The organism is Yersinia sp. 22-579 (assembly GCF_030433455.1).
Classification (GTDB): Bacteria; Pseudomonadota; Gammaproteobacteria; order Enterobacterales; family Enterobacteriaceae; genus Yersinia; species Yersinia enterocolitica.
In genome coordinates, this window is record NZ_JAUJTZ010000007.1 from 138,287 (window position 1) to 151,383 (window position 13,097).

Below are 13,097 nucleotides of genomic sequence, written 5' to 3' on the forward strand. Positions count from 1 at the left end.
AGGCGGGGTTATCCCTGCCTTTTTTGCATTTAAAATCATTAAACGTTGGATAAGAAAGTATTACGACAAATTAGCGCTGATATTGTTGTTCACCCCACTTCAGCATTGTAATAACCAACTGCTGGAGTAACTGTTGTAAGTGCGCAGCCCGTTCAGGCAGATAAGAATAGGGTTCGGCCTCAGACATATAGTTTAACTGGGATAACTCAAGTTGCACTGCATGCTGATGATCCTGTGGTGAACCATATGCTCTAGTTATGTAACCACCTTTAAAGCGGCCATTTAATATATGACTAAACACAGATTGGCGTTCGCAACACTCTATCAATTGCGTACTTAGCGATGGCGCACAAGTGGCCCCACTATTGGTCCCAAAATTCAAATCTGGCAGTCTCCCATCAAACAACCTCGGGATAACTGAGGCAATTGAATGGGCATCAAGCAGCAATGCATAACCGAATTTGGCTTTAAGCCGCATCAATTCGAGCTGAATTTGCTGGTGGTAAGGCTGCCAGATGTGTAACAAGTAGGATTGGCGCTCCTGAGGAGACGGCGTTTTGCCTGGCATAAAACAGGGGCGGCCATCGAACAGCGTTTCCGGGAACAAACCGGTAGTTGCTGTTGTATATAGAGGCTGATCATCTTCTGGACGGTTCAGATCAACCACTAAGCGGGAATAATTGCCGATAACCATGCTGACGCCAATATTATTGGCGAAATCATAGAGACGGGGAATATGCCAGTCGGTATCTGAAAGCGGTCGGGCGGCTTCTGTCAGGCCATCTTCAACGGCGGGAGTCAGCCGTGTACCTGCATGGGGGATACTGATGAGTAAAGGCAGTCTCCCAACCTGGAAACTTAGCGGATCAACCAGATTCATGGGCGAGCATCTCCTTGGAAAATAATAGATGCGGGCAATTGACCGCCGAGCCAGTAAGCCAATTCAGCAGGGTGCGATAATGGCCAATGAACCCAATTTGCTAACTTACCTGTTTCCAGTGTTCCTTGAGTTTCTTGCAACCCCAGAGCCTGAGCCGCATGGCAAGTGACACCTGCGAGTGCTTCTTCTGGAGTCATACGGAACAAGGTGCATGCCATATTGAGCATCAGCCGTAGTGAGAGTGCTGGCGATGTTCCCGGATTGGCATCACTGGCTAATGCCATCGGCACGTTATATTGGCGAAATAGTTCAATCGGAGGGCATTGCGTTTCTCGCAATAAATAATAAGCTCCCGGTAGCAATACCGCGACAGTACCCGCATCGGCCATTGCTCTAACATCTGACTCCGTTGCGTATTCAAGGTGATCAGCTGACATGGCATTAAATTTGGCAGCCAACGTGCTGCCATTGAGCGAAGAAAGTTGTTCTGCATGCAGTTTTACCGGTAAACCGACTTGTTGTGCCGCTAAAAATACACGCTCAACTTGAGCGGGTGAAAATGCCAGATGTTCACAAAAAGCATCAACAGCATCAGCGAGCTTTTCTTTTGCAACTTGGGGAATAATGGTGTCGCAAACGAAATCAATGTAATCATCAGCCCGACCAGCAAATTCGGGTGGCAAAGCATGAGCAGCCAGACAGGTTGTTTTGACTGTGACAGGCAATAACTCACCTAACTGGCGTGCCACTCGGAGCATTTTTATTTCACTCTCAAGGCTAAGTCCATAACCAGATTTAATTTCAATACAGGTTACTCCTTCAGCAAGTAATAGCTTTAGACGGAATAAAGCTTGTTCCAGTAATTGCTGTTCACTAGTGTTTCGTGTTGCTCTGACTGTTGACACGATACCGCCGCCATTGGCGGCAATTTCTGCATAGCTCACACCATTAAGACGTTGTTCGAACTCGGTACTTCGATCACCGCCAAACACCAAATGGGTATGGCAATCAATTAATCCAGGGGTGATAAGGCCACCCGAGTAGATAACCTCGCGTGAAGCTCTGAGTCTGGGTAATTCATTGTATGGCCCGATCCAGACTATTTTACTGTCAGTCACCGCCATTGCCCCTTGCGGGATCAGGTGATACTTCCCTCCACGCATGGTCACGATATCGGCACCGTACCACAAACTGTCGCAGTGAATTGTTGACACCATCTGACTCCCTAAGATGTACAGAATTAAGTTGTATATACAATTATGGACAACCTAGCGCATAAATTCACTATCGGCAAGATAGGGATTTAAACAATTGCGTAACACTTCGCACTTCTCGCAGAGAAATAAAATTGATCAGGACGTGACGGTACCTTGTGGGGTAAAACGGCCATAGAGTTGATAGCGAGAACCGGGATAAAGCAGTTGAGCAGCGGTCACAATTGCTTTTCCATACCAGGTCCTACGGCGAATTAGTAGGCACGGTTCATGCTCTTCTAATTGCAGCAACTGCCGCTCAAGGGGGTTTGGAATAACAGCTTCGACAATATGTTCACCTTCAGTTAGCGGGGCGGCTTGGGTGAGGTAACTGTAAGGGGTGATTTGGTTGAAATCCTGCTTCATATAATCAGGCGCGGTGCTTGGATTGACGCAACGATTCTCGACCTGAATGGGGATATCATTCTCGTAATGAACAATTTGCGAATAGAACAGCTGTTGACCGGGCTGAATGCCTAAAGCAATCGCCTCTTCAGAACTTGCTGGCCGCGCCTCTAACTGCAAAATTTTACTACTATGGCGATGACCACGCGCAGTGATTTCGTCAGCAATATTATGGACTTCAAGTAAGGCACTGTGCGCCTTTGCTTCAGCAACAAAGGTTCCTACGCCTTGCATGCGGATCAAAAAACCTTCACTGGTGAGTTCGCGTAACGCCCGGTTGATGGTCATACGACTGACCCCTAACTCGGCGACTAGCTCACTCTCTGATGGTACACGTTGATGGGGCTGCCAGACTCCAGTCCTAATCTGGCGGATTATAGCTAACTTAACGCGTTGATAAATGGGGGCAGGAGTATCGTCCATTGCGGGACTTAATTGTAAGGTGGTTTGTTGTTCCGCCACGACGTTAACCTCGTCAGATAAGAAAATATACGCTAAGTCTACGGTTGAATTTAGCGTGTGTATATGTATATACAAGTTAGTGATTTAATTAATTGACGCAGCTGCTGCTCAGCGCGTTTGACACTGAACAAAATATTGGGATATCGCTATGCCAGTTTATTTTACCAAACGTGCTTTCTTACCTGATGGATGGGCGAATGACGTACAGATAACTGTCAATGAACAGGGCAACATTCAGCGCATCATGACGGGCAGCAGTGACACGGATTGCCAAATTCTCTCGGGACCGATAGTGCCCGGTATGCCTAATCTACATTCTCACGCTTTTCAGCGCATGATGTCTGGATTAGCTGAGATTGCTGGTAACCCGCAGGACAGTTTTTGGACATGGCGAGATTTGATGTATCGATTAGTCCAGCGATTGACACCAGAACATGTCGGTGTGATTGCTCGTCAGTTATATATCGAAATGTTAAAGGGTGGCTATACCCAAGTCGCAGAGTTCCATTATTTGCATCACAGCCCCGACGGTAGCCCATACAGTGATCCGGGGGAGATGACATTACACCTAAGTCAGGCCGCGCAAGACGTTGGAATAGGGATGACCTTATTACCGGTATTGTACAGTTACGCGGGATTCGGTGGTCAACCCGCTCAACAAGGGCAGCGCCGTTTTATTCAAAACACAGAAAGCTATCTCAAGCAGCAGCAAGTTATCACTAAACAACTGGCGAATCAGCCCCTGCAAAATCAAGGCCTGTGCTTTCATTCATTACGCGCTGTTGAGTTAAGTCAAATGCAGGAAATATTGCAGGCATCGGATAAACAGTTGCCAGTGCATATCCATATTGCTGAGCAGCAAAAAGAGGTCAACGATTGCCTTGCCTGGAGTGGGCAACGGCCCGTGGCGTGGTTGTACGATCATGTGCCCGTCGACAGTCGTTGGTGCCTGGTTCATGCAACGCATTTGGATGAGTCAGAACTTGTTCGGTTGGCTAAAAGTCAGGCTATTGCTGGATTATGCCCAACAACGGAAGCCAATTTGGGGGATGGTATTTTCCCAGCAGTAGATTATTTACAGCATCATGGTCGCTGGGGAATAGGCTCCGATAGCCATGTTTCTCTGAATGTAGTGGAGGAGTTACGTTGGTTGGAATATGGGCAGCGCCTGCGTGATCAGCGTCGTAATCGCCTGACTAATGAACAGTATCCAGCGGTTGCCGATTTACTTTATACCCAAGCTTTAGCTGGGGGGCAGCAAGCTTGCGGCAGCAATATTGGTCAGATAGCAGAAGGTTATCGTGCCGATTGGTTAGTTTTGGATGGCGATGATCCTTATATTGGTGGCACAGAATCTGCTTCTTTATTGAATAGATGGTTATTTGCGGGGGATAAATCGCAAATTCGGGATGTTTATGTGGCGGGCAATGCGGTAATAGTGGATAGATATCATCCAATGCAACAGCAAACTGCACAGGCTTTTCTGGCGGTACTAAAAGCCTGTCAACAGGAGGTCTGATGAGCTTTACCGTTTTTGACTTTGCCAGTTTACCGGTTAGCCGTTGGCGAAATGGCGGTGGTGAAACCCGTGAAATTGCATGTTGGCCAGTTGGAGGTGATGATTTTGCCTGGCGTGCCAGCATCGCAACCATTGAGCAGGATGGCTCGTTCTCTGTATTCCCCGATATTGACCGATCTATTACCTTACTCTCAGGAAAAGGAGTAGTGCTTTCCAGCCCTCACTGGGAAGCCCATACCCTTTCAACCCCATTACAGCCTTTTGCTTTTCCTGGTGATATACCCATCCATGCTCGTTTACTTGGGGGGAGCAGCCAGGATTTTAATATCATGACTCGCCGAGGCTGCTGGCAGGCAAGCGTAACACCTATTAGCTCAGCGCAAGAACTTCCTGCCTCACATGGCGGATTAGTCTATGTAGTGAGGGGGAGATGGCTGATCAGTCACACAGAAACGCATGAACTTAGCGCTTCGCAAGGATGTTGGTGGTTGCCAGCCATTAAAGGTGGCCAATTACAGCCACAGCTTCCTGATAGCCATTTATTATGGGTTAGTTTATTTCCTGAACGATAAAACACCAAATATTCACATTGCTGACACGATGACGCTGTCTCTGGTGGGGGCTGGTGGAGGAGTACAGCGTCCGAGCGAGGAATGGCGTGGCTCGAAGTTGCAAGGTTGTAATGAGTTAATAAGTGGTAAAAATCTGTTGATTGATAATATTGTAATAATATAACATTACATTAATATCAACCAACAGGAGTTTTTCATGTCAATGAAATTGCACCATCTATCCATCATTGCACTTAGTGTTTGCGTATCTTTGACCAGTTTTAATTCGTTTGCTCATGGTAAACATAGCCATGAGCATCAACAATCTGAAGCAGCACGCAAAGCAAGTGAAGGTATCTTTGCAGATAAAGACGTTAAAGATCGGCCACTCAGTGATTGGGATGGTGTGTGGCAATCGATTAATCCCTATCTGTTGCAAGGTGACTTGGACCCGGTGCTGGCAGATAAAGCCAAAAAGAACAAAAATAAAACCATTGAGGAGTACCGGGAGTATTATAAAAAAGGCTATGCAACTGATATTACGATGATTGGTATTGAGAATAACACTATTGATTTCCATACCCCAGAAGCGGTTAACTCCTGTCAATACAGCTACTCTGGTTTTAAAATAATGCACTATGATTCAGGGAAGAAAGGAGTGCGCTATTTATATGAATGCAAAGATGCCAGTTCCAAAGCCCCGAAATATGTCCAATTCAGTGACCATATCATTGAGCCACAGAAATCCCAGCATTTTCATGTCTATATGAGTAACGAATCACAAGAGAAGCTGCTGAAAGAAATGGATAACTGGCCAACTTTTTACCCGATAACGTTAGATAAAGATGACATTGTCCATGAGATGTTGCATCACTAACAGTACTAAGGCTACGTGAGTGAGTTGCGCAGCTTCAATTGGGTTGTTTTTGATCTCCGGCGGCTAAAGTCGCAGCAGCAACTGCTCGAGTCGGGCGGAGGTCATATATTGTTGTTACTTAAGTCGCGAGTCTTCGAGTTTTACCTCCCTATATTTAAGGTTAATGACAAACCTGCGGCTAGTTCAGTGAGGAAGTGTTTATCGAACTGAAGAGCATTCTGGTGGCTTACTCCACTACGCTCCTGGTGTGATTAATTCCCTTCCGTTGACTTTGCCAGCAGGCTGATTTTAACCTTTGTAGTTCATCCAACAGATAAATGCCCTGATGTGGTTTTTAACAATGTCCAGACTCGTTTGGGGGTGAAACTTTCACGTGACACTGTGAGCGATATGGATAAAGGCAAAGATAGATTGTTCACTACCTAGGTTGAAGCCAACTGGCTGCACAACACTGAGCAAGCTGGAACCGTTATGGATGGGGTTGCTATCAAGCAGACGGGTAATTCTAACGTCGGTGAGCCGAAATTAGGGGCTGAGGGTCAACTGACTAAACACGCTAACCTATGGGCTAACGTCACCCAGTAAATAGGTGATAAAGGTTATAGTGATACAGAACTAAAAGTCTGATTTAAATACACTTTCTAATCAGTGAGTCATAAAGGTCTACCAAAAGGATGGGCAGGCCTCCTACCTCAGCCGCCACACGGGCGAGTTCTTGGTAAATCCTGAAATGTGATATTTATAAAACATCCTTCCATTAAAATTGAAATTTTGTTTCCAAGTTGCTATGGTCTGCACAGTCAAGTCTAACTATCACACCCAATGGGCTGAAGCTCGTTGGCGCAACGGAGATAATAAATGAAAATCGCACTGATGATGGAAAACAGCCAAGCGGGTAAAAACGCAATCATCTTGAAAGAGCTGAACGCTGTAGCCTCAGAAAAAGCGTATCCGGTATACAACGTAGGTATGAGTGATGAGAACGACCATCATCTAACTTATATCCATCTGGGGATTATGGCCAGCATCCTGCTTAACGCTAAAGCAGTCGATTTCGTCGTCACTGGCTGCGGTACGGGTCAGGGTGCGATGATGTCATTGAACATTCACCCAGGTGTAGTGTGCGGTTATTGCATCGATCCAGCAGATGCTTTCCTGTTTGCTCAGATTAACAATGGTAATGCATTGTCACTGCCATTCGCCAAAGGTTTTGGCTGGGGTGCTGAACTGAATGTGCGTTACATCTTTGAAAAAGCATTCACCGGCGTGAAAGGTGAAGGCTACCCACTGGATCGTAAAGAGCCGCAAGTGCGTAACGCGGGTATTTTGAACCAGGTGAAAGCGGCAGTAGTGAAAGAAAACTATCTGGACACACTGCGCGCTATCGATCCGGAATTGGTGAAAACAGCCGTGAGCGGTGAACGTTTCCAGCAGTGTTTCTTCGATAACTGTCAGGTTGAAGAAATCAAAGCATTCGTGAAACAAATTCTGGCGTAATAACGGTAATAATTATCAAAAAACAAGGCTTCTGACAAAGTTAAATGAAGGGGAAACGTGCCGTTGGGTCGTAATGGCGTAAGCTATCGAAGTGCCCCTAGGCACGGTCAACCCTTCACTCACTGAACGATAAATAACTTTGTCATTAATCTAAAAGGCTCCTAAACCGGAGCCTTTTGTCTATCCGCGATAGCATAAACCTTAATTAGCTAGCACTTCGGTGGCGTTCCTTGTGCAGGCAGATAGCGCAGTGGGTCCAGCGCTGTTGCCCGGTAGCGAATCTGAAAATGCAACATGAGGGTATCTGTTCCTGTGCTTCCCATGGTGGCTATTTTCTGCCCAGCCTTAACATCCTGACCATTATTCACCAGCATGGTGTCGTTATGGGCGTAAGCGGTAATGAAATCCTCGCCGTGCTTAATCATAATGAGATTGCCATAGCCGCGCAGTTGATTGCCGACATACACCACTTTCCCTTTGGCTGATGCATAGACTGGCTGCCCGCGTTTACCTGCAATATCAATCCCTTTGTTGCCACCATCGGCAGTGGAATATTTAGAGATAACTTGTCCGCTGGTGGGCCAACGCCAGCAACGACTGGCACCAGGAGGCGGCGTTGATTTAGCCAGCGTCGTGCTTGATGATTTGCGTTTAGTTGATGTCAGACGCCCTGTTGAACTCGAACTATCAAGTCGCAACTTCTGCCCAACTTCCAGTCGATAAGGGGGTTTTAGCTTGTTGATACGAGCAAGGTCACTGACTTCACTGTCACTGATCCAGGCGATAAAATAGAGAGTATCACCCTTTTTGACGGTATAGGATGTGTCGTTGTAACTGCCCTTCGGCAGCTTGGCATAGTCACGATTTGAATTGTTTGAGCACCCAGCCAATAGCAAGATAGCCATTGCATATAACGCCAACCGTGGCCACAACCGCACTCTGCTTTTCGTGTTCAAAACGTTTCCCTTGTCATCGTGATTTCAATTGCTCTCAGCTACTTATCATAACATTGTAACAATAAGCGTCAAAAGCCAGAACAAGGTTATCGTTTAAGATTTGGATATTGGAATGGCGGATAAACGGCGTTACCCGACAATGGCCGGGTAACATTTAACAGCACAAGATTTATAGCGAGGTTTCGGTTTCAGGAATGAGTTTATTGGCTGATCCGCAGACTGTGACCTTACTGCGTACCACTTCTTTCATGGCATCCATACCGACGCGCATGTAATAGCGCGGGTCGTTACCTTCCGGGTTATCGCCAAACCATTTCTTCACTGCTGCGGCAAAAGCGATTTTTAGCTCGGTTGCCACATTCACTTTGCATACGCCCAGTTCGATTGCACGTCTGACATATTCGTCAGGGACATCGCTTGCGCCATGCAAGACCAGCGGAATATCGACGATTTCATTAATTTCCGCCAGACGCTTGAAATCAATTTTGGGGCGCTTGGTGTATAGACCGTGCGCTGTACCAATGGCGACAGCAAGGCTATCGACGCCGGTGAGTTCGATAAAACGACGAGCCTCTTGTGGGTCGGTGAGAAACGCGCTCTCCTCATCGACATCCATATCATCTTCCACACCGCCCAGACGCCCCAACTCAGCTTCAACACTGCAATCGTGGCGATGACAAAAATCAACCACAGTCTTGACCAGACGCACGTTTTCGGCAAACGGGAAATGGCTGCCATCAATCATTGCACTACGCACACCGGCATTCACCTTGCGGCTAATATCATCAAGGGATTCGTGGTGGTCAAGATGTAGCGCCAGCGGCATCCCGTAACTTTCAGAATAAGCTTCACACAGTGCGTAGATTTCCTCAAACGCGATATGTTTAAAAGTACCGGGTGTGCCTGCCAGTATCACCGGAGATTGCATCTCTTTACAGACTTCGAGGATGGCCTGAATAGTTTCCGCGTTATGGATGTTGAAAGCCGGTACTGCGTAGCGCCGGGCCTGCGCATCCTGAAGAAGATATTTAGTAGAAATAATACTCATGTCATGCTCCTCTCAGCCTTTCCAGGGATGAATAACAACACCTTGCACTACACGGTTTACGGTGCCGCTGGCAGAAGGGGTGTCCGGGGTAATACCTGCTTTGATGGATTCAGTGAGGGCGAAAATTTGTGCATACATCAGGAAGCAGAAGGCCTGTTCGACATCAATAAAATGCCGTGATGCTGGTAACAGGATATGCGGGCCGTGTTCTATTTCAGGGCTGGTTACGGCAGATATTGCCACAACGCGCATCGCCTGTTGGTCGCGGTGTAATTCGGCTAGCAAATCGAGGTCATATTGCCGGGTGTAAGAGTGGCTTGAAACAAAAACCACCACCAATGTTTCAGCATTCACCAGTGATTTTGGCCCGTGACGAAAGCCAGTAGGTGAGTCATAAAACGCGGCCACTTTACCTGCCGTCAGCTCCAATATCTTGAGTGCCGATTCACGTGCAACGCCTTGCAAACCGCCACTGCCAAGGTAAACCACGCGCTTGAAGGGCAGGTCACCAAATACGTTTTCGCGAAAATCCCCTTGTGAGGTGACAATCTGCTGACAACGTGTGGCTACATCCTGAAAACTGACTTGGTTGATAACTTCTGGTGCGAATACAGATAGGCAACTGGCCATCATAGTGGTGATGCTACTGGTCATGGCGAAACCGCGGTCATGGGTTTCGGGTGGCATCAATAGCGCCAGCGCGTTGTTATTTTTCACTGCATTTTGATACAGGCTGCCGGCTTCGTTACAGGTGATGACCAGATGGTGGCATTGTTTTACCAATTGGTTAGTAAGGTCTACCGCGGCTACACTTTCCGGGCTGTTACCTGAGCGCGCAAAGGAGATGAGCAACGTCGGTCGGTCGGTCGATAAATATTCCACCGGATTGGTAACGAGGTCAGTTGTCGGGACTGAAACAAAATTCCCCCCAGTGTGGTGTGATAACCACGGCGCAATAATATCGCCAATAAACGCAGACGTTCCTGCACCGGTCAGGACAATCTGCAAGTCGGATTGCTGTAAAAGTGGCGCAAGAAAGGCGTCGATACCATCACGTTGATTTGCCAGATTTTTTAATGCTCTGATCCAGCTATCGGGTTGCTGACGGATCTCTTCTTCGGTCCAGGTGGCGCTACCAGAAATAGAGGTGGAATGGGTTTCGCTCATAACTTAGTCCTTAGCAATACATTTTCAAAGGTTCAGCACAAAACAGAACAGAGTATCTTTCGTTTTGTTTCACTTAATTCACTTTATGCTTTAATGAAAATCTATAGAAAAGGAAATGAAAGGTCAATGTGCAAAAAAGAAATAAAACGAAAAACGTGATCTAAAAGAGGGTGAGTTATCTAAATGCGTTGATTTATATGAATATTTTATTTATTAACTTGAGTGTTTCGAGTGAAGGAAAAGGAAAGGAAAGACTTTAGACAAAAGTGTCACTCATCAAAAAGAGGGATAATGAAAGGGTCAGTTACCTCAAGGCTCAATTGTGGATATCGCACCAGCCGTGCCCCATAAGAACACGACTGGATGAATACTGTGATGCTATATGCCTTCCTCGACAGCGACGGCCTCGCGATAGCGCCCCATTTCGTCAACCAGGCTGGTTAATCCCCGATGACCGCATTCAAGCGCCTGAAGTCGGAACTCCTGACTACTGAGGCCATCGCGCTCCAGCACCATCTCCAACAGCAGTTGTAAATTCACTCCGGTGATCACTTCGCGGTTTGCTTTCTGCATTGCCAGAGTAGAAGCTACACGAAAGGGTGTACCGCCGAGTAAATCCGTTAAAAAAATTAGCCCTTCGCGTTGATCCAAACTGGCTAGTGCTTCTTCGAACTGAGCTGTGAGCAGGGCGGTGGACGAACTTTCAGGAAAATCGATAGCGATCACTTGCGGCTGTTCGCCCAATATCTGCTTCATGGCTTTTTCCAGCCCGGTGGCAAACCCACCGTGGCCACTGAGAATAATGCTTAACATGCGGTTTCCTCTCACTTACAAAAAGTGGCCAAACTTGCCGACAATGCCCAACACCACGGTAAGTCCGATTAATCGCAGCGGGCTCCAGCCACGGCGAACCAACCAATACATAGTTAGGGTGTATAGCAGCGGAAGAAAAGCGGGCATGAGTTTATCGATAACATCGGCTTGTAGCTTAACTACCGCGTCACCCGCCGTGATTTCAAGCGTAGTTGATAAACGAACGTAGGTGGCGACAAGAGCGCCAATCACAGTCATCCCAACGATAGAGGCGGCATGACCAACTTTACGTGTATTGGCTTTTATAAGTGGGATGGCGGCCACACCCATACGATATGCATAGTGAGCAAGCCCAAATCGTAACCCGAGGTGGACGACATTAAACATAACGATAAATACTACCGCGCCAAGAATAGAACCTTGCAAGGCCAAACTGGCCCCAATCCCGCCGCAAATAGGAAGCAAAGTAAGCCAAAACATAGCATCGCCTATCCCTCCCAGCGGGGCACCCACGGCGATTTTGGTGCTTTGGATACTGTTCACATCCTGCTTGGATCGCTCCATTGCCAGAATGATGCCGATAACGAAAGTCACCAGAAAGGGGTGAGTGTTGAAGAAGCCCATATGGCCTTTCATTGCTCGCGCCAGGTCATTTTTATTGGTGTGGATCTTTTTCAAGGCGGGCAGCAAACCATATAACCAACCGGAAGCCTGCATACGCTCATAGTTAAAAGAAGCCTGCAATAGCATGGATCGCCATGCTACGCGGTTGATATCTTTTTTGGTCAGTTCGGCACCAATAGTTTGATCTTCATAGATATTATCATTGCTATCAGTCATCGGTTTGTCCGTCACATTGACGTCTGGCAAAACTTGAGTATTAGATGCCATCTTCGAATTCCTCTTGCTGTGTGCGGGAAGGCTGCGGTGGAGTGGAGTCCTTGCGCATAAAGTCAATTAACGCCATCGCCAGTGCGGCGGCGGCAATCGCCAACACCGGGAGTTTTAGCCAGGCGGCAGCGACAAAACCGAGAATGAAATAGGGGATATAGACATTTTTCATCATTATTTTCAGCAATACGGCAAAACCGATTGCAGGCATGATGCCCCCAGCCACACCAAGCCCATCGATCAAGCGAGCGGGCAGGACATCAATGACGGTTTTGGCATGCTCTGCGCCAAAATAGATGGGCAGGAATGCGCACAGAAAATAGAAAGTTCCAAGTGCCAGTAAGGCCAGATAGTTAACCCGCTCGATGCCATCGGTATCCGCATTGGCCGCCATCCTGTCGCAGCGCGCCATCACACCAGACATGATGGAGAACAAGAAGGTGATCCCCATCTGCACGGCTACAGCGAACGGCACTGCCACCCCAACAGCAACCTCTGGTTTGACACCGGCAGTAATCGCAAAAGCAGTTCCGACGATGGTGCCAATAATCACATTGGGAGGTTGGGCACCAGCAAGTGGAGCAAGTCCCATCCAGACCAGTTCCAAAGTCCCCCCGGTCAGTATCCCCATGTGAAGGTCACCAAGGATTAGGCCTACTAGCGGCCCAAGTACCACGGGGCGGTGTATATGCGTTAGGCCGTTGAACATATCCAAGCCAGCAATAAAGGCCAGAATCCCCAACGCTAATGCCTGTAATAAGCTAATTTCCATAGAAAA

Annotated in this window: 13 protein-coding genes and 1 pseudogene; 5 read left to right on the forward strand and 9 right to left on the reverse strand. The window is 47.4% G+C overall.

Features of this window, described 5'->3' with window-relative positions:
* Positions 1-70 precede the first annotated feature (70 nt).
* The 3 genes from hutG to hutC all read right to left on the reverse strand — a co-directional run bounded on the left by hutG (position 71) and on the right by hutC (position 3,000).
* Positions 71-880: an N-formylglutamate deformylase gene (gene hutG / locus QSV56_RS10505; protein ID WP_046695069.1), complete on the reverse strand. Its 810-nt coding sequence runs from the start codon at positions 878-880 to the stop codon at positions 71-73.
* On the reverse strand, positions 877-2,097 hold the full coding sequence (hutI, locus tag QSV56_RS10510; RefSeq protein ID WP_046051023.1) for an imidazolonepropionase: 1,221 nt from the start codon (positions 2,095-2,097) through the stop codon (positions 877-879). Before hutI ends, hutG begins: the two co-directional genes overlap by 4 nt.
* A 135-nt stretch (positions 2,098-2,232) precedes the next feature.
* Positions 2,233-3,000, reverse strand: coding sequence for a histidine utilization repressor (gene hutC, locus QSV56_RS10515; RefSeq protein WP_026017818.1), 768 nt, complete (start codon positions 2,998-3,000; stop codon positions 2,233-2,235).
* A gap of 148 nt (positions 3,001-3,148) precedes the next feature.
* Between hutC and QSV56_RS10520 the strand changes: the two genes are divergently transcribed.
* The 5 genes and pseudogenes from QSV56_RS10520 to QSV56_RS10540 all read left to right on the forward strand — a co-directional run bounded on the left by QSV56_RS10520 (position 3,149) and on the right by QSV56_RS10540 (position 7,444).
* A complete protein-coding gene (locus tag QSV56_RS10520) occupies positions 3,149-4,519 on the forward strand; it encodes a formimidoylglutamate deiminase (RefSeq protein WP_019079228.1) in 1,371 nt (456 codons plus the stop codon).
* Complete coding sequence (locus tag QSV56_RS10525) at positions 4,519-5,091, forward strand: HutD family protein (protein WP_046051022.1); 573 nt, start codon at positions 4,519-4,521, stop codon at positions 5,089-5,091. Before QSV56_RS10520 ends, QSV56_RS10525 begins: the two co-directional genes overlap by 1 nt.
* A gap of 196 nt (positions 5,092-5,287) precedes the next feature.
* On the forward strand, positions 5,288-5,947 hold the full coding sequence (zinT, locus tag QSV56_RS10530; protein WP_046051021.1) for a metal-binding protein ZinT: 660 nt from the start codon (positions 5,288-5,290) through the stop codon (positions 5,945-5,947).
* A gap of 438 nt (positions 5,948-6,385) precedes the next feature.
* A pseudogene (locus QSV56_RS10535) lies at positions 6,386-6,532 on the forward strand (autotransporter outer membrane beta-barrel domain-containing protein); the annotation flags it as partial.
* 273 nt (positions 6,533-6,805) lie between these two features.
* On the forward strand, positions 6,806-7,444 hold the full coding sequence (locus QSV56_RS10540; protein WP_005166458.1) for an RpiB/LacA/LacB family sugar-phosphate isomerase: 639 nt from the start codon (positions 6,806-6,808) through the stop codon (positions 7,442-7,444).
* 209 nt (positions 7,445-7,653) lie between these two features.
* Here the strand turns inward: QSV56_RS10540 and actS are convergent, their stop codons facing one another.
* The 6 genes from actS to agaW form a co-directional block, all read right to left on the reverse strand.
* Positions 7,654-8,382 carry an amidase activator ActS gene (actS, locus tag QSV56_RS10545; protein WP_046051020.1) on the reverse strand — a complete coding sequence of 243 codons (729 nt, stop codon included), beginning with the start codon at positions 8,380-8,382 and terminating at the stop codon, positions 7,654-7,656.
* 187 nt (positions 8,383-8,569) lie between these two features.
* On the reverse strand, positions 8,570-9,448 hold the full coding sequence (kbaY, locus tag QSV56_RS10550; protein WP_005165947.1) for a tagatose-bisphosphate aldolase subunit KbaY: 879 nt from the start codon (positions 9,446-9,448) through the stop codon (positions 8,570-8,572).
* Positions 9,449-9,460: 12 nt separating this feature from the next.
* Positions 9,461-10,615: an SIS domain-containing protein gene (locus tag QSV56_RS10555; RefSeq protein ID WP_050916662.1), complete on the reverse strand. Its 1,155-nt coding sequence runs from the start codon at positions 10,613-10,615 to the stop codon at positions 9,461-9,463.
* Positions 10,616-10,993: 378 nt separating this feature from the next.
* Entirely contained in the window at positions 10,994-11,428 is a 435-nt protein-coding gene (gene agaF / locus QSV56_RS10560) for a PTS galactosamine/N-acetylgalactosamine transporter subunit IIA (RefSeq protein WP_046695064.1), read from the reverse strand.
* Between the two features lie 15 nt (positions 11,429-11,443).
* Positions 11,444-12,319: a PTS N-acetylgalactosamine transporter subunit IID gene (gene agaE / locus QSV56_RS10565; protein ID WP_019083003.1), complete on the reverse strand. Its 876-nt coding sequence runs from the start codon at positions 12,317-12,319 to the stop codon at positions 11,444-11,446.
* Positions 12,309-13,091 (reverse strand): PTS N-acetylgalactosamine transporter subunit IIC, encoded by a 783-nt coding sequence (gene agaW / locus QSV56_RS10570; RefSeq protein ID WP_046051017.1) that lies wholly within the window; start codon positions 13,089-13,091, stop codon positions 12,309-12,311. Before agaW ends, agaE begins: the two co-directional genes overlap by 11 nt.
* Between the last annotated feature and the right edge of the window lie 6 nt (positions 13,092-13,097).